The organism is Pseudoalteromonas luteoviolacea NCIMB 1942, assembly GCF_001625595.1.
GTDB classification, from domain to species: Bacteria; Pseudomonadota; Gammaproteobacteria; order Enterobacterales; family Alteromonadaceae; genus Pseudoalteromonas; species Pseudoalteromonas luteoviolacea_A.
The window spans coordinates 90,494-107,376 of sequence record NZ_AUXT01000150.1; the positions used below are offsets into that span (position 1 = coordinate 90,494).

16 protein-coding genes are annotated in these 16,883 nt (G+C 41.1%); 8 read left to right on the plus strand and 8 right to left on the minus strand.

Translation table 11 applies throughout. From position 1 onward, the window contains the following. Nucleotides 1-72: 72 nt before the first annotated feature. The 3 genes from N482_RS09605 to ilvY form a co-directional block, all read right to left on the minus strand. Nucleotides 73-1,857, minus strand: coding sequence for a DUF4856 domain-containing protein (locus N482_RS09605; protein WP_063376823.1), 1,785 nt, complete (start codon nt 1,855-1,857; stop codon nt 73-75). A gap of 288 nt (nt 1,858-2,145) precedes the next feature. Then, on the minus strand, nt 2,146-2,865 hold the full coding sequence (locus N482_RS09610; RefSeq protein ID WP_063376824.1) for a response regulator transcription factor: 720 nt from the start codon (nt 2,863-2,865) through the stop codon (nt 2,146-2,148). A 62-nt stretch (nt 2,866-2,927) separates the two neighbouring features. Continuing rightward, nucleotides 2,928-3,821, minus strand: coding sequence for an HTH-type transcriptional activator IlvY (ilvY, locus tag N482_RS09615; protein WP_063376887.1), 894 nt, complete (start codon nt 3,819-3,821; stop codon nt 2,928-2,930). Between the two features lie 131 nt (nt 3,822-3,952). Between ilvY and ilvC the strand changes: the two genes are divergently transcribed. The 4 genes from ilvC to N482_RS09635 all read left to right on the plus strand — a co-directional run bounded on the left by ilvC (nt 3,953) and on the right by N482_RS09635 (nt 9,671). Beyond that, nucleotides 3,953-5,425, plus strand: a complete 1,473-nt coding sequence (ilvC, locus tag N482_RS09620; protein ID WP_063376825.1) for a ketol-acid reductoisomerase — start codon at nt 3,953-3,955, stop codon at nt 5,423-5,425. 171 nt (nt 5,426-5,596) lie between these two features. Further along, entirely contained in the window at nt 5,597-7,501 is a 1,905-nt protein-coding gene (locus tag N482_RS09625; RefSeq protein ID WP_063376826.1) for a methyl-accepting chemotaxis protein, read from the plus strand. 105 nt (nt 7,502-7,606) lie between these two features. Then, nucleotides 7,607-8,791: a tetratricopeptide repeat protein gene (locus N482_RS09630; protein ID WP_063376827.1), complete on the plus strand. Its 1,185-nt coding sequence runs from the start codon at nt 7,607-7,609 to the stop codon at nt 8,789-8,791. Between the two features lie 58 nt (nt 8,792-8,849). Next, a complete protein-coding gene (locus tag N482_RS09635) occupies nt 8,850-9,671 on the plus strand; it encodes a M20/M25/M40 family metallo-hydrolase (protein WP_196765328.1) in 822 nt (273 codons plus the stop codon). Here the strand turns inward: N482_RS09635 and N482_RS24280 are convergent. Beyond that, nucleotides 9,554-9,925: a GIY-YIG nuclease family protein gene (locus N482_RS24280; protein WP_081227863.1), complete on the minus strand. Its 372-nt coding sequence runs from the start codon at nt 9,923-9,925 to the stop codon at nt 9,554-9,556. The genes N482_RS09635 and N482_RS24280 overlap by 118 nt on opposite strands. Nucleotides 9,926-10,041: 116 nt before the next feature. Between N482_RS24280 and N482_RS09640 the strand changes: the two genes are divergently transcribed. Further along, nucleotides 10,042-10,401: an outer membrane protein assembly factor BamE gene (locus N482_RS09640; RefSeq protein WP_063376829.1), complete on the plus strand. Its 360-nt coding sequence runs from the start codon at nt 10,042-10,044 to the stop codon at nt 10,399-10,401. A 51-nt stretch (nt 10,402-10,452) separates the two neighbouring features. Here N482_RS09640 and N482_RS09645 read toward each other — a convergent pair whose 3' ends face one another. After that, nucleotides 10,453-11,787: an ankyrin repeat domain-containing protein gene (locus N482_RS09645; protein WP_063376830.1), complete on the minus strand. Its 1,335-nt coding sequence runs from the start codon at nt 11,785-11,787 to the stop codon at nt 10,453-10,455. A gap of 245 nt (nt 11,788-12,032) precedes the next feature. Between N482_RS09645 and N482_RS09650 the strand changes: the two genes are divergently transcribed. Next, entirely contained in the window at nt 12,033-12,227 is a 195-nt protein-coding gene (locus tag N482_RS09650) for a DUF2897 family protein (RefSeq protein ID WP_063376831.1), read from the plus strand. Between the two features lie 37 nt (nt 12,228-12,264). On the opposite strand, the gene N482_RS09655 is transcribed toward N482_RS09650, so the two are convergent. After that, complete coding sequence (locus N482_RS09655; protein ID WP_063376888.1) at nt 12,265-13,635, minus strand: YjiH family protein; 1,371 nt, start codon at nt 13,633-13,635, stop codon at nt 12,265-12,267. A 73-nt stretch (nt 13,636-13,708) separates the two neighbouring features. Then, complete coding sequence (gene bamC / locus N482_RS09660; RefSeq protein WP_063376832.1) at nt 13,709-14,770, minus strand: outer membrane protein assembly factor BamC; 1,062 nt, start codon at nt 14,768-14,770, stop codon at nt 13,709-13,711. Between the two features lie 309 nt (nt 14,771-15,079). Between bamC and N482_RS09665 the strand changes: the two genes are divergently transcribed. Together N482_RS09665 and bcp are read left to right on the plus strand one after the other, a co-directional pair. Beyond that, on the plus strand, nt 15,080-15,613 hold the full coding sequence (locus N482_RS09665; protein WP_063376833.1) for a glycine cleavage system protein R: 534 nt from the start codon (nt 15,080-15,082) through the stop codon (nt 15,611-15,613). A 9-nt stretch (nt 15,614-15,622) separates the two neighbouring features. Further along, nucleotides 15,623-16,096: a thioredoxin-dependent thiol peroxidase gene (bcp, locus tag N482_RS09670; protein WP_063376834.1), complete on the plus strand. Its 474-nt coding sequence runs from the start codon at nt 15,623-15,625 to the stop codon at nt 16,094-16,096. Nucleotides 16,097-16,147: 51 nt separating this feature from the next. On the opposite strand, the gene pdxJ is transcribed toward bcp, so the two are convergent. Next, a complete protein-coding gene (gene pdxJ, locus N482_RS09675; protein ID WP_063376835.1) occupies nt 16,148-16,882 on the minus strand; it encodes a pyridoxine 5'-phosphate synthase in 735 nt (244 codons plus the stop codon). Nucleotide 16,883: the final 1 nt, after the last annotated feature.

Sequence of the window (16,883 nt, forward strand, 5' to 3'; positions counted from 1 at the left end):
TGATACCTATAAATACAGCAAAAGGTTAGTCGCCAAAGCGACTAACCTTTTCATAAATGCAAAGTTAGTTGATTACCACTTTTCAACATTTTCAGCATCGAAGCCATATGCTTCTGCAATAATTGCACGTGCTTTTTCAAGGTCTGTGATATATGCATCTACCTTGTCTGCTTCTAGCACAGGCGCGTCACCCATCAATGTATGAATTTCCGCAAACTCGCCTGCTTTAACTGGTGAATGCGGGTTGAATTGGAAGTTCAAGGCAAAGCCTTTCATTTCACCCCAGTATTTAGCCAACTTCTCAAATTTACCAGCGTCAAACTCGCTGTTCTTGATTTGAGTCAAGTTACCGTCTTCTTTAGCAATTGTGTAGTTTATGTAGTGAATAACCGTTGCCGCAATTGACTTTTCCCAATTCAGTAGCGCGTGGTCACGATACGTCTTAAGTGCATTTTGGTCTTCTTCGCTCCAATCTGCCACATTCTTTGAGAAATTCGCGCTGATTAGAGCACGGCCCTTGATGAACGCGATTTGCGCAGAACCAGAGAAATCAGTAGGGTTTGCGTTTTCCGCTGTGCCTTTGTCACGTTTTGATGCATTCGTTGAATTACCGAAGTTATATTCAGTAAGCAGGCTAATTGTCTCACTTGAATCTGCATCGTTTGCTGCAGAACTTGAGATAGCTGCATCGCTGAACTCTAGATAATGAGTTGCAGCACCAAAGTAACCATAACCTTCATCAAACTTGTGCTCAAGCTCAGTGTAGGATTTACCATCTGCAATTACAGTGTTGTCAGCAGACTGTTTGCCAATTGTTAATTCGTCAAGGTAATCATCTGCGCCCTGAGATAATGCAACCGCACCATTTAAGTGCTTTTGAATAAGCTGAACAAGGTCAAGACCTTCAGGTGTTATGTACAGGCTGTTTAGCTCTACTGTCACGCCGTTATGTGTTGCAGTATGTAGCTCACCATTTTCGAACTTCGTGATTTGCGCATCGATTAGATCTAGGTAGTAAAGTACTAGACCTTCAGGTGTAGATGGGTGAGTACCAAACTCAGACCAGCCAACTAGAGAGCCGTTTTCTTCCCACTTTTTGTTCATGTAAGTCGTATCACGACCAGCAATCTTACCACCTTCACCAGCTATTTTTTTAAGGCTAGAGATTTGACCTAATGTTGTTTGCTCAGCCGCAACACCGGACAAGAAAGTTAACGCTGTATCTTGGCGAGATTCATCTGTTGGGAATAAGAAGCCACGTACATCAGCTAAGATTTTTCTTAGTTCAGCTACATCGTTAGTGCCTTCATCGCCAGTTTTCAGTGTACCTAGTAGCTTTTTAGCTTCTAAGATAGCTGCTTGACGAGAAACTTGACCAGAATAAGATACTGATGAAACACCATTGTGACCAAACTCATAGGTGTTAACACCTGCTGTTGCTGGTACATCTGTGATTGTAATAACAACTTCTTGTTCTGTTTTTTCACCTGCTGTGTCTTCAGCTGAAACTGTTAGTGTTACTTTGTGATCCGTTTCTTGCTCATAGTTAAGTGCGTTTGCCGCTTTTAACTTTAGTTGTCCATTAACAATTTCAAAGCGTCCATCGCTTACAGCGTACTCTAGTGCATCTAATGCGTCTGTGTCATCAGCAAACGTAACGCCAGCTACAGCTTCACCTAGCTTATCTTCTTCTATCGTAACAGTACCTAAAGTAATTGAAGGCTTTTCGTTAGTAGGAGTCGGTGTAGTAGGATTGGGTTCAGGAGTATTGTTGTCGCTACTAGAGCCACCACAACCAGTTAAACCCATAGTTGCAGCTAAAACTGCAGTTGCAAGCAGAGACTTTCTAAGTGCCATTGGACGTTTTCCTATGAAAATTATTTGTATTTGCATTTTCTTAACGGCAAAAAGTATACACCCCTCTAAATAGGAATCAATATTATTAGCGTTGTTAAAAGTATACAAATATAGGGGTAGAGATAAGATTAAATATAGAAGAGAAAATGAGAGTCACTAGCATTAATAACAAATAAAGTTATAACCAACTGTTTTGAAAAGAAAACGAGTTTATTACTACAGATAAAATAAAAAAAACAAACCTTTTTTTAACAGAGAGGAGTTGATTTATAGTTCGAAAAATTCGAACTATAAATTTTGTTCCCAAGCCTCTTTTACAAATAGGTACCCTTGACGCCACACCGTTTTGATTTTTTGCGGGCTACTGGCGGTGTCTCCAAGCTTTTTTCTCAGGCACGAAACACGCACATCAATGGTACGGCTGTTAGCTTGGTAGTGCTGACCAATGATCTTTTGATATATTTCTTCTCGGCTAACTACTTTTGGTGCTCGGGATGCTAATAACCAAATTAGATCAAACTCGTGCGTTGTCAAGCTAACTAATTGCTCATTGAGTAATACAGTACGCTCATCGCCTTTGATAGTTAAGTTGCCAAACATGAGTTCACTGCCCGACGTACTTGCAGAACTCACCTCCGCACAACGCACTTTACGACTTAACGCATCGAGGCGTGCGCGCCATAGTCTCGGTTTTGCGTGAGTTGAAACGACATCATCTGCACCAAGCTCTAACAATAAACTTTGAATATCATCATTGTTGTCATCAACAGAGACAAGAACTGGCACCTGAAAGTGAGACTTAAGCGTATTTATTGTGTCAAACCTTGCGCTTATGGCAATCGTTTGATCAATCACAATGCTGTTCACAATTCCTAGATTATTTCTATGATTTACATGATCCAAACTTTCTAACACCATCGTCTGCACATCAAACCCTTGACCTTGAAGTGCAGCTAATGGTGCTGCCAAGCTATTAACTTTACTCTCTGCGATTAGAACGGTATGCACTGCTAAACCCCGCATTTGATTTATATTTTTGCGAGTCTACAGCGGTTAACTGAACTCTAGCTTTATGAATTAAATATTCCGCCGGCCACGTTGAATAATTTATTAATCACCGGATCTTGAAGGCGTTTCTTCTTAGTCACAAGGCCTATATCAATCTCTTCAGACTGCAAATTCAGTTGCTGAACTTGATTTTTAAATGGGCTTTGCGCAAGCACTATTTCAGGCACATAAGCCACACCAAACCCTAAACTGGTAAGCGCAACCATCGCTTCATGCCCTGATACATGAGCATATACTTGAGGTTGGATAGAAATACGTTTAAAAAAACTATCTATCCGTTCTTTCAAAACTCCCTGCTCAGGTACTATAAAGGGTAATTGTGCCCACGGCAGCGACCCCTCGGTGCAATTATCCAAGGTGTCAGTTAACGGGCATTGCATAGTCGGTGCAATAAATACCAGTCGCGAACGACCTATAGATTGATATTCAATTCCTTGCGCTAAACTTGCAGGCTTAACGGCCACAGCTACATCCGTTAAATCACTTTGCACCTGAGTAATCGAATGCGCTGGGTCTCCCGTCATTAAATTTAGTTCAACCTGTGGAAACTCCTTTCTATATCGAGCAAACAAATCGTATATGAAACTATAAGATGCTGTCACCGAACAATAGAGGCTCAGCTCACCAGACAGTGGCTGAGAGTCATCCTGGCATTCGCTTTTAAATTGACGCCAGCTTGCTAAAGTTGCTTGAGCATAGTGAACAAACGCTTTTCCTTGTGCTGTAAGGGATACACTCCGATTGTCACGAATAAATAGCGCCGAACCGACTTCGTTTTCAAGCTGTTTAATCTGTCGGCTCAAGGTAGGTGGGCTGATATAGCAACGTTCACTAGCGCGTGTAAAGTGTAACGTATCTGCAAGGGCTAGGAAGTAATTTAGCTGTTTGTGGTCCATTTGGTCACCGCCGCATTTCATATTATGAAATACAATAATTTAAATATATCATTTTACGCAACCTAAATATCCTCCTATCTTAACCCTATATCGAAAAACAGAGTTACATTAAGACATAAGCAGGATCTGACATGGCGAACTATTTTAATTCTTTATCATTGCGAGAGCAGCTAGCGCAATTAGCACAATGTGAATTTATGAACCCTTCTGAGTTTAGTGAGGGCATTGAGGTTTTACTAGGTAAAAAGCTAGTCATTGTTGGCTGTGGTGCGCAAGGATTAAATCAAGGCCTAAATTTGAGAGACTCTGGACTAAACGTCTCTTACGCATTAAGACAGTCAGCAATTGATGAAAAGAGACAGTCTTACTTAAACGCGAGTGACAACGGCTTTGTCGTTGGCACTTATGAAGAGTTAATCCCAGGCGCTGACCTCGTTTTAAACTTAACACCTGACAAGCAACACTCTGCAGTTGTCACTGCCGTTATGCCCCTAATGAAGCAAGGCGCAACACTTGCGTACTCTCATGGCTTTAATATCGTTGAAGAAGGCATGCAGGTTAGAGACGACATCACTGTCATTATGGTTGCGCCTAAATGTCCAGGAACAGAAGTAAGGGAAGAGTACAAAAGAGGCTTTGGTGTACCAACTCTCATTGCAGTCCACCCTGAAAATGACCCTCAAGGTAAAGGATTATCACAAGCTAAAGCTTATGCAGCGGGTACCGGCGGTCATCGTGCAGGTGTGCTTAACTCATCATTTATCGCAGAAGTTAAGTCTGACCTTATGGGTGAGCAAACTATTTTATGTGGCATGTTACAAACAGGCTCTTTACTGTGTTTTGACAAAATGGTTGAACAAGGTATCGCATCTGACTATGCATCTAAGCTTATTCAATATGGTTGGGAAGTGATCACTGAAGCGCTTAAGCATGGTGGCATAACCAATATGATGGACAGGCTGTCAAATCCAGCAAAGATTAAAGCCTTTGAGTTAAGTGAAGAACTTAAAACACTCATGACGCCGCTGTATAATAAACATATGGACGACATTATCAGTGGTGAGTTTTCAAAAGGTATGATGGCTGACTGGGCTGAAGGAGATGCAAAACTGCTTACTTGGCGCGCAGAGACTGCAGAAACGGCATTTGAGAAACAATCAAATACTGAGCAACACATCTCGGAACAAACATTTTTTGACAAAGGCATTTTAATGGTGGCTATGGTCAAGGCGGGTGTCGAGCTTGCGTTTGAGACCATGACAGCTGCTGGCATTATTGACGAGTCTGCCTACTACGAGTCGCTGCATGAAACACCGTTGATTGCTAACACCATTGCTCGTAAGAAACTGTTTGAAATGAATAGAACAATTTCTGACACGGCTGAATATGGTTGCTATTTATACAACCATGCTTGCCTACCGTTGTTGAAACCATTTATGGAAAACATTCAAAGTGATGTTATTGGTGCCGGGTTGAGCACCGCAGACAATTATGTAGATAATCAGAAACTCATTGCCGTAAATGATGCAATTCGCAGCCACCCTGTTGAAACTATTGGCAAAGAATTACGCGGTTATATGTCCGCAATGAAACGTATTGTTTAAAGGAAAGTTCGCTTGTTAGAACCAAGGCCCATTAGTGCAAACTATGGGCTTTTTTAATACATTTTTAATGCTTTTTCATTATGTTTATAGACAATTACTATAAACATATATGTGTTAATTATTGACCATGCTAAAATTATCGCCACAGGGTAACAAGTACTAGTAGGCTAAATGAGTAACACAGGTTTAACAATCACGCAAAAAATCACCATTCTAGGTAGTGCAACGGCAATCCTCGTTGCAAGTTTGATCGGCTTTATCTCAGTTTACCAATCAAAAACGATGGTAGAGACTAGAATGCTTAGCTCTGAATTACCCAGTAAAGTTGAAAGCATCACCAAATCTCTGGAGCAAGAGATTGTGGTTTTGAAAAATGCTGCCAAGCAACTTTCGAGCAACCAGTTTATTGTTGATGCAGCTAAAAATGGTCAACTCGACGAAAAATTGCTGCTTGAAGAACTGAATAGACTACAGCGCCAATACGGGCTTGCAACAGCCTCTTGGGCAAATAGAGAAAACTATAAATACTGGAATCAAAGTGGCTTTTTACGAGTGTTAAACCAACAACAAGATGGCTGGTTCTTTGCGTTCAAAAGCAGTAACCAGTCATATTCAATTAGTATTTTCCAAGAAGCGCCCGGCGACGTCAAAATGTTTGTTAACCATCAGCAGACCAACGGTATTGGTCTTGCAGGTCTGGCTAAAAGCATTGACGAAATGCAAAGAAAACTTGCAAATATGCGCATAGAAAAAAGCGGCTTTGTCTTTGTCGTTAATAAACAGGGCTCCGTGCAACTGCATCCAGATGCGAGCCTAGTTGCAAAATCAAATTTAAATCAATTTTACGACAAATCGGCAGCCTCTCAGTTACTCAATGGCTCAAAGCTAAACATTCTAAAGCTAGAATCTCAGGGTGAACCTGTGCTAGTTGCAGCCAACCAAATTCCAGAAACAGATTTGTACGTTATCGCACAGGTACCGCAGAGTGAAGTTTTCTCTGAAGTGAATAATTTGCAATGGCAAATCGTTACGTTTGCGCTCGTCATTGCCCTTGTAGCGAGTATTATTAGTGTGCTTTTAGCTCGTACGTTAAGTGCGCCATTGCTTAAAATGGCAGATGTATTTAAGCAATTGGGCAGTGGCGATGCCAATTTGAGTTACCGAGTACCTAACTCAGAACAGCCTGAGTTGGCAGCGCTGGGAGATGGATTTAATCAATTTATCGGTAAGATAGAGTCGGCAATTACCAAAGTGGCAAGTGAAAGCCATGATATACGCGCTGCCAGTGAACAAGTATTCGCGCAATCCCAGCGTAACTCGCAATGTCTGGATGAACAAAAAAATCAGACCATCTCAGTTGCTGCAGCAATTAACGAAATGGCTGCAACCGTTCAAGAAATTGCTGGCAGTGCAAACAACACGGCAAAACTAACGCTTGCAAGTAAAGACAGCTCTGAAGAAAGCCATGATTGCGTGCAAACCAGCCAAGAGACTTTAATTGAACTGGCAACAGACATTCAAAATATGGCTACACAGGTTGCAACTCTGGCCAGCAAAACACAGTCAATTGCCAATATTCTTGATGTTATTCGCGCAATATCAGAGCAGACCAATCTACTCGCCCTAAATGCAGCTATTGAGTCTGCCCGAGCTGGTGAACATGGCCGAGGCTTTGCGGTTGTAGCTGATGAAGTTAGAGCATTGGCAAGCAGGACCTCTCAATCAACTGATGAGATTCAGGCAACGATTACTGAGCTTACCTCTGCATCTGATTCTATCGTTGAGCAAATTGCGTTGTCTTCAAAGCAGGCAGAACAAAGTGTAAGCCAAATGCAAACGTCTGTTGAGTTGATGGATCGCATTACAGAAACCGCCAATCAGATCAACGATATGACGACGCTTATTGCCACAGCGACTGAAGAGCAGAGCAATGTTGTTGTTGACGTAGGCCGCAGCATTGAACAAATCAGTGTCATCAGTGATGAAGTAATGAATGAGCAGCTAAATACTGAGCAAGCTATTCAGCAACTTGCTGATTCTGCTAAAGCATTAGATAAACTCGTGGCGACTTTCTAGCTCGTCACCGTATACAAAGTCAGCAATGCTTTGTAACAATTTTTTCTTTATTTACTCCCAACATTCGCTACGCTTTTAATAGACAAGCAGTTGGGAGTAATTTAAATGAAGTTAAGTTATCAAAACGTTTTTAGTACCATTCTGTTATGTGTTGCTAGTGCTTTTATTATCGGCTGTGAATCGACAAATCCCCCCCGGGCCGATTTAACCCTGCTAGAAAATACCCCTTTCAAGGCACTGCCTGTTGAGACCCAAGAAGAGATTTTCTTACTAGACAAAAGTATTGTTGAGACACTGAATCAAAGCTTTAAACGAAATGAACAACCGGAGTTGCGCAGCGCCCAAGTCATTATGCAGTTTTTGCTAGATAACGGTGATAACACCCTCTCATATATGAGTGATGCAAACCTAACCGCATCGCAGGCATACCAGAATTTGAATGCCAACTGCCTCTCATTGTCTATTTTGGCTTATAGCTTGTCTGAATATCTGAATTTAAAAGGTCAATTTCAAAAAGTACATGTACCTGAATATTGGGCTAGTAGCCGAGGGTACAACTTTTTAAGTGGCCATATAAACCTAAAAATCTATGAAGACAGAACTAAGCATATCGGTAAAAATGTTCTGCATACGCAGCCGAGAACACTTACTATTGACTTTGACCCCAATAGTAGGCGTCAAGCATTTAGAACTTCTGAAATAACAAAAGACCGTGTTACTGCGATGTTTTACAACAATAAAGGCGCAATTCATATGGTTGAAGGAAGGCAAGACCTCGCATTTAGCTACTTTCAAGCAGCCATTGAAATGGACTCTCAGTACTCAAGTGCTTGGGCTAATCTAGCAATTTTGTACCGAATTTACGGAAATCTCGACATTGCTGAAGATATGTACAATCAAGCATTGGCATTAAATGCCGACAACAACACAGCCAAAGGTAACTTAGCTGTATTATATAATATGACTAATAGAAGTGAGCAAGCGGAGCAAATTAGAACTGAGCTATATCAGGTAAGAAAAAGTAACCCTTACTATGTTATTACATTAGGCAACGAGGCACTTGAACAAGGAAATGCGGTCAAAGCAATTAATTTCTATCGTGACGCTTTGAAATTGGATAAAAGGATGCACGAAGGGCATTTTGCACTTGCCAAGGCCTATTATTCATTAGGTAAGCTGGAGCTAACCAAACGACATTTGCGGCGTGCACTTGCACTTTCTCAATTCAAACACAATAAATTACAGTATCGAGGGAAGTTGGAGTGGCTAGATGCAGTGGCTAAGAATTAGTATCCTTTTATTACTTTTACAGCCTCAACATGCACTCTCCTCTGCGCTTGACAGGGATATGATAATATTAACAAGTGCCGAATTTGAAGGGCGCCCTTCGGGTGCTCAATCACCCCATCGCAGTGCCTATTATATTATGAGGCAATTTGAAAAGCTGGAATTAGATGTAAAGCTTTCTAGCTTCGAATTTAAGCGTGGCTTCTTTGAGACTGGAACAGGGCACAACATAGTTGCCACAAAACCCTGTACGTTAGAGCAATGTCAACCAGCTATTATTTTCACAGCACACTATGATCATTTAGGGGGCAATGGATATAGACACTACCCAGGTGCAAACGACAATGCTACTGGCGTTGCTGTGATGATGGATATCGCAAGACGCCTAAACAACGTAGAGTTTGAAAGAGACCTTGTGTTCGTCGCTACCGACGCAGAAGAAAAAGGCCTTCATGGCGCAAAGCATTTTGTATCTCAACTTGGCAAAGTCCCCGTATCCATGAATATCAACTTGGATATGCTCAATATTCAAAAGCGAAATACGTTATATGCACTTGCGTCTCGCGACTTTAAACCAATGCAAGAGCAGATTGAAAGTCACTTCGGCACTCAATGTGTACGACTCAATTTATATTTTTCTTCAAAAAGAATGGCTCGAAGATTAAACGCTCCACAAATTGATTGGCTTCGCGCCAGTGATCATTATCCATTTCACCGTGCCAAGATCCCTTTTATTTACTTTGGCTCTGGTGTCGATAAACACCATCACTCCATGGATGACTCATTAGATAAAATCAATCTAGAAAAGCTATCACAGGTGTCACAATCAATAACAGGTTTAGTTCGATCGCTGGCTACAACAAGCGTCTCAGACACCAGCTGAATTTTTTGTCGCTTGTTCAGCTGCTTGACTTGCCACTCCAACCTAGCAGCGTTCTTTTTAGTGAGGCCCGATATAGCAATAATCAACTTAAGGGGCCCCTTCCCTCTTAGGCTTTTTGCCCCTTTACCACAGCTGTGTTGGGCAAGCCTTCGTTCCAAATTATTCGTAATGCCTGTGTACCAATGGCCTAAAGCATTTTCAACAATATATAAAAGCCAATTTGTCTCTGCTTGTTTATCAACAATCACTATCATATTTCTCACTTTTAGAAACTTTTCGTAAATTAAGCTGTCGAAATGCACAATCTACTTTACCTTCTTTATGCAATCTGTATCATTCGTAATAACCAAAAATAAGGATACACATATACATGCAGTACAATAAACTCCTTTTAACTTGGCTAACCGCCGCCATAATGAGTGTTTTTTTGTCCGGTTGTTCAAGCTGGGTTTATAGGATCAATGTTCCTCAGGGTAACTTTCTAGAGCAATCAGATATTGACAAGCTCAGAGTTCAAATGAGCAGAGAACAAGTAATGTACGTGCTTGGTACTCCTGTAGCCAAAGACGCTTTTGATTCTAGCAAGTGGCACTATAATTATGTATTTAATATTGACCGTGGCTCTGAGGTACGTAAAAGTTTAACGGTTTATTTTGAAAACGATAAGCTAGTAAGTATATCGGGCGATTTTGAAAAGCCAGCTGATTTTGATATCCCGCTCGATCAGTGATCTTTTTAATACGGCAGGACAACACCTGCCGATAACACTTTGAACTCTCAGTTAACTGCTCATCACCGCTAAACACATCATCACTGTAAACAGTGCTTGAATAGCCAAACTCAACCAGCTCAATGCACCGAGACATATTAGTGTAAAAGGTAACCTTGTATTGGGAAATAACTTCCTACCTTTTAGCAATCGTGCAATCGCAAAGATAAACAAGGTACAACTGGATAACAGTATGATCATGGAGAGCTTGTTATCTTGCCCGGCATCGAAAAACAATGCCATTTGAACGGGCAACAACACTACAACCAAAGCTTTTAGCAAGTATACTCTAAGTATTCGCAGGTACTTTGCTTCATCGCTGAGCTCAATAATACCGCGTTTTTCAAGATACTTCTTGGCACTCACCGATTGATTATCCGATGCTAAACGATATGGTGTACAACCCGATATGTCTGCTAGTCGCGGATCCACGCCCATTCCCTCAACTATCTCTAGCATCGGCTTCGAATTAGACAGCACCGCATAATGCATCAGGTTTCTGCCAAGATCATCAAGTGACACCGCGCAGTGAAAACTACTCAGCGCTTTTGCAGCACTGACGAACCCTTTTTCAACTATCCACATCATCGCAGATTTGCCGGCACTATCTTTACCGTGCCCTTTAGCTCCCTTTGCGATTAAAGACATCATGTTCGACTGCTTTGCAGTGCCCGACATCACTTGTTCAAGTAACGCATTATCCAATATATGCAACAGCTCTTCTTTATTGCATAAATGATTTAGAAGCCCGTCACAATCTTCACCCTCATTAAGCCTTCTAACGGCTTCTAACTGAGTTTGAGACAGGTTTTGTAACGCATTCTGATAACAAGCCGACAAGCTCTCTCTCGCAGTTGTTGCTCCATATATCCAGAATTCACAAGCTTGGGTCGGGGTAAGTTTAAAGTCTCCCTCAAGTAACCAAGCCAATGTTTTATATTGCTTATTTTTTAGCAGTAAATCCGTAAATGAAACTTTCGATTGTAACTTTGCCTGTGCCTTAATACTCGAATATCGAGCTAAGCCACTTAATAACTTAAGTGTTAGCTCATCTTGGCTCATCCCAGCAGCTGAAATATGTTGCAATAAATCAGCGGCATACTGATGCTCTTCTACGCCATACTCATCAATATGTTGAAAAAAACAAGACTCAAAAGGGTCTAGTGGTTGAAGCCAAGCTACATAAAAAATCGGTGGTAATACCTGAGATACCACACCTTGTTCATCCTTAATAGCTTCGCACTCTGGCCACGCCTCTAAGGCGTCTAAAATAAAGGCGCCATTGTCTTCAACAAGCCCTTTTAATAGCAATGGAAACTGAGAAGGCCAAATTAAAACTTGCTCCATGGATGCACAAACCATTTAATAATCAGAAAATAAGATGCTTTTGAAAGCCTGCAATAATTTGCATCACTTTCATTATCGCCGATCATACCAATTGTAAAATTAAAATGCTGCGAATATCTCACACTATTTACAATTATTATTGGTCGAACAATTAAAGTGATTTTAGTAGACTCTCACATGTAACTTCTAGAGTATTTATCAGAAGTTTACATAACCTGAACAACATATGACATGAGAGCGACTTAATGGGTGAAGAAAAGCTGGAAACTTGGCAAGTAATATTGATTATTGTCGCTGTACTTGGCTACATCATTGGTAATATCACGCTTTTAAAATACGCCACAAAATTCAACGTAAAAAACAAAATCGACAAACAAGTAAAAGGTGAGGAAGAGAAAAGCGAGGAAGACCAAGAAGGCACAAATAATCACAAAGATTAAGACAGAGGATCATAGTTGAGATCCTCTGCCTCGATTATCACCCTACCAACCAGTGAGCCATCAATGCAATCACAGGCAAAGTCACGAGGGTTCTTAAAACAAATACAGCAAATAATTCAAAGATATTCACTGGTATTTTACTGCCCAACAGTAACGCCCCAACTTCAGACATATAAATTAATTGAGTAACACTCAGCGCGGCCACGATAAAGCGAGTGACGTCACTTTCGATACTACCGGCAGCTAGAATTGATGGGATAAACATGTCAGCAAAACCAACAACTATGGTTTCAGCAGCCTTAGCGGCTTCAGGCACTTGTAGTAACTCTAGATAAGGTATGAATGGCTGACCCAAGAACTGGAAAACGGGCGTTTCTTCTGCAATGATAAGCGCAAACGTACCCACTGCCATAACAACTGGCAACACGGCAAACAACATATCCAGCGCGTTATAGACACCTTCTTTTACAGTGCCCTTCACCCCTGGTGCTTTATGTGCCTTATCAAGCGCAACATCTAGCGCGTGCCCAAATAGAGTCTTTCCTTCGGGTACAAGTTCTAAATCTTCGTTGTGAGTTGAACCATCCACATAAAGATCTTTTTTGAAGCTTAGAGGTGGCAACCTAGGTACTATAATTGCTGCAACAATACCCGCAGCGCATACAGTCAAATAAAATGGTGCAAATAAATGCTCCAACTTTACTTGCCCAATCACGACCAGACAAAACGTAATTGATACGGCTGAAAAGGTTGTGCCAATGATGGCTGCTTCTCGTTGCGTATAGTGCTTGTCTTCATATTGGCGAGAAGTCATCAAAATACCAACACTACCATCGCCTAACCAAGATGCAACACAATTGACAGCACTGCGCCCCGGAACACCAAATACTGGTCGCATTATCTTTGTCAATAATGTACCAACAAGCTCTAACAAGCCAAAATTAAGTAATAATGGTAATAGTAAACCGGCCAAGACAAACACGGAAAACAGAACTGGTAATAAATCATTTAATACCAGTGCTCCGGTGTATTTTGAATGAATTAACTCAGGGCCAACTTGGAAAAATGTCATGATAATAAAAGTCATGCCAAATAAGCGGGTGGCAACCCACAACCAGCTAACATCAAATAAGTGTCTAATTAAGTCTATTTGCAGCAAAGGTTTTGGTTTAAATACTTTTACAACAACACTTAAAACACCTGTAATGCAAACGATTGATACAATCAATGCATGTATAATTGGTCCCGTTAACTCCTGTAATGCTTTTGCAAGTTTTGCAATAGGAATTGTCATTGCTTCGCCATCAGGAACAGGTGTCATAAACAGAAAAACACCTATCAGCGACGGCACCAAAAAAGCGAACCAAATTCGCCAATTCACTTGTGAAGAATGCGTTGTATCTGGCATCATTTCTTTACCCACAAAAAAAAGAAAAGAGCGAATGCTCTTTTCTGAACTACTTTAGTTTAGCGGTTTGTAATTATATACTTAGTCCGCGGTTTCTTAACGCCTCAACAAGCCCTTGTTGAAGAGTTCCCATAGTTGCTGCATCCAGTACATTACGTTCCGCATCAAACCATGTTAGAGATGTTTGTTCATCACCTGTTGTGCCAACTTTAATCGTATAGTCGCCATCAGGGATAGCAAGAGTCGTCATTTCCTCGCCCCAGATAGAGTCCCAGACACTGTTTTCTGGTGCTTCGTATCTCACAAGTACTTCATTGCTATCACTATCAATTCTGATAACGGTAAAGTTCACCCTTTCTAAGAAGTTAGATAACCTTTCCATCACTGTGCTGCGATCAGCCAACGTGATGAGTGCTGCATTGCCTTCGTTATCAAATCCGAGATCTAATGAAAGTAAGCCCTGTTGCTTACGCATTTCAACTTGTAACAAGCGGTATTGATAATCAAACTCTGCTACCACTTCATTGATTGCACGTACTTCCAGTTGTTGCTGTAAAAGCTCATTAAGGGGAACATTGTCACTTTGATAATCGACAAGCTTAGCTTCCAAAGACGCAGTCCTCTGGTGCTCTTTCTGAGTCAGTACAAATTCAAAACGATGCCTTGATGCTTCTGTCTCAGTTTCCCAAAACCAACCTTCTTCTGCCTTAATCAAAGAATACCAATCTGTCACGATTGTACCTTGGTTGCGGTTATCTTTACTTATCCTTGTTTCGTGGTTGCTGATCACATTTTCAACAACACGCCAAATAAAACCGTCTAACGATTCAATACCATCGTTTTTATCAAAATAAATACGCGCGACATCTTCTTTGTCTTCAGCCCAGCTGCCTTTTGCAAGCGTTAGTACTTGCTGAGGTGGACGAAAACCTTTAGCTTCTGAATCATTGGCATAAGTGGCAACACTCATTTTGAATTCTTGGTCTTGATAAGGTTGCTCAAGATCTGCTGGAACTTGCACAGCCTCGTGAACTCGATAGTTTTTCTTTTGATGAGCGTCGTTGGTAAAAACACTACAACCTGATAAACCAAGTACAACGCTTAGTGTTAGCGCTTTAGGGACCCAATACTGCACTAATAAAACTCCTTAGCAAACCCGTTATATAATTATTCTTTCACTTAAGATTAAGGATTGCTGAAATGGTTCACTGCCAAACTCAATAATTTTGTTTTGGAGTGACAGATAATTTTCTCAAAATTTGCACTATGTTACTTGGCAAACCCTGCAAACACAAGAATAGTAAGCTTGAATTGTACTAAGAGCACTGCCGCAACCCATCTTCAGCGGTGGGACTCAGTATTAAACTGTGATAGTATTCGCCGTCATATAACTAAAAACCAGTCTCCATAACTCAATTTGGCAAAGGCTCACTAGGATGTCGAAATGACTACTTTTACTTCACACCAACTTGTTTTAACTGCTATCGGGGAAGATAGATCCGGTATAGTAAGCGAACTCACCCAGTTGGTGAGCGAAAGTAACTGCAACATCATTGATAGTCGAATTGCGATTTTGGGTAACGAATTTACGTTTATCATGTTGCTGTCTGGCGACATGGCCGCAATTAGTCGGGTCGAGCATACGCTTCCTGTTAAAAGCGTTGAGCTTGGTCTTATGACAATGATGAAACGCACCTCAAGTCATACAGAAAATGAATATGGCGCTGGGTATACATTAAAATACTCAGGCTTAGACACTCAAGGTACACTCAGCCGCGTAACACGTTTTTTTGCAGAGCAAAACATGAGCATTTGTTCTCTAAAGTCGGATACTTATGAAGAACAAAGCGAAATGCACATGAGCTGCCTTCTGGAGTTTAATACGCCTTCAGAATTAGACTTTGATAAATTTAAAGAAAAGTTTGAAGAACTTTCTGGTATTTCAAACGTAAACTATGTTTTCAGACGCATTCGCTAAGGATCATAAATGAATACATTACAAGCAGGTGATAACGCACCTAGTTTTAAACTTGAAAATCAAAATGGTGAAACTGTAGAACTGAACACACTGCTTGGCGACAGCCAGGTATTGGTCTACTTTTACCCGAAAGCTCTAACACCTGGATGTACCGTTCAAGCAGAGCAATTACGCGACCACAAAGAGCAGCTTGCTCAATACAATACAGTTGCTGTAGGTATCAGCCCAGATCCTGTGAAAAAGTTAAAGAACTTCGAAACAAAAAAAGAATTGAACTTTGACCTACTCTCAGACGAAGACCATGCTATTGCAGATGGATTTGGCGTTTGGGGCTTAAAAAAGTTTATGGGTAAAGAGTATGATGGTATTCACCGCATCAGCTTCTTAGTTGGTAAAGACGGTAAAGTTAAGCACGTATTCAATAAATTTAAGACCAAAGAGCATCATCAGGTCGTTATTGACTATCTAGCAGAACAAGCATAAATAAAAACCCCAGCTACACAGCTGGGGTTTTTATTTGAAAAGCGGTAAAACCTAAGCTTGACGCGCTTCAAGCATCAAGCGTTTCATATCTCTAACCGCTTTTTCCAAGCCATCAATCGCTGCACGTGCAATAATGGCATGGCCAATGTTTAACTCGTAGATCTCAGTCATCTCAGCAATTGGCTTGATGTTATGATAATGAAGGCCGTGTCCTGCATTTACAACTATACCTAAGCCATACGCATATTGTACACCTTCGCGAATGCGCTCTAATTCGGCTTTTTGTTCACTATCAGAATGTGCGTCCGCATAAGCTCCGGTATGAATTTCAATGTAAGGCGCACCAGTCGCTTTTGCTGCATCAATCTGTGCTTTGTCTGCATCAATGAACAGCGACACTTTAATACCAGCCTCAGCGAGTTTCTCAACCGCATCAGCGACCTTTTGTTGATTACCAATAACGTCTAAACCACCTTCAGTGGTGAGTTCCTCACGTTTTTCTGGCACAAGGCAGACATACTCAGGTTTGACCTCACAAGCAATATCTAACATTTCATCCGTCACAGCAATCTCAAGGTTCATTCGCGTTTGAATTGTTTTTGCCATCACATATACATCTCTATCCTGAATATGGCGACGGTCTTCACGTAAATGAATAGTAATGCCATCTGCACCCGCATGTTCGGCTACAGCCGCGGCGTGTGCCGGATCTGGGTAGCTAGTGCCACGCGCTTGTCTTAGCGTGGCAATATGGTCTACGTTAACACCCAATAAAATATCTTTCATT

Coding starts and splice junctions, on each gene's coding strand:
- N482_RS09625 (WP_063376826.1), top strand. CDS start 5,597: ATGAGTAACACAGGTTTAACAATCACGCAAAAAATCACCATTCTAGGT.
- N482_RS09665 (WP_063376833.1), top strand. CDS start 15,080: ATGACTACTTTTACTTCACACCAACTTGTTTTAACTGCTATCGGGGAA.
- N482_RS09645 (WP_063376830.1), bottom strand. CDS start 11,787: ATGGAGCAAGTTTTAATTTGGCCTTCTCAGTTTCCATTGCTATTAAAA.
- N482_RS09640 (WP_063376829.1), top strand. CDS start 10,042: ATGCAGTACAATAAACTCCTTTTAACTTGGCTAACCGCCGCCATAATG.
- bcp (WP_063376834.1), top strand. CDS start 15,623: ATGAATACATTACAAGCAGGTGATAACGCACCTAGTTTTAAACTTGAA.
- ilvC (WP_063376825.1), top strand. CDS start 3,953: ATGGCGAACTATTTTAATTCTTTATCATTGCGAGAGCAGCTAGCGCAA.
- N482_RS09650 (WP_063376831.1), top strand. CDS start 12,033: ATGGGTGAAGAAAAGCTGGAAACTTGGCAAGTAATATTGATTATTGTC.
- N482_RS09635 (WP_196765328.1), top strand. CDS start 8,850: ATGATAATATTAACAAGTGCCGAATTTGAAGGGCGCCCTTCGGGTGCT.
- N482_RS09655 (WP_063376888.1), bottom strand. CDS start 13,635: ATGCCAGATACAACGCATTCTTCACAAGTGAATTGGCGAATTTGGTTC.
- N482_RS24280 (WP_081227863.1), bottom strand. CDS start 9,925: ATGATAGTGATTGTTGATAAACAAGCAGAGACAAATTGGCTTTTATAT.
- N482_RS09630 (WP_063376827.1), top strand. CDS start 7,607: ATGAAGTTAAGTTATCAAAACGTTTTTAGTACCATTCTGTTATGTGTT.
- pdxJ (WP_063376835.1), bottom strand. CDS start 16,882: ATGAAAGATATTTTATTGGGTGTTAACGTAGACCATATTGCCACGCTA.
- N482_RS09605 (WP_063376823.1), bottom strand. CDS start 1,857: ATGGCACTTAGAAAGTCTCTGCTTGCAACTGCAGTTTTAGCTGCAACT.
- ilvY (WP_063376887.1), bottom strand. CDS start 3,821: ATGGACCACAAACAGCTAAATTACTTCCTAGCCCTTGCAGATACGTTA.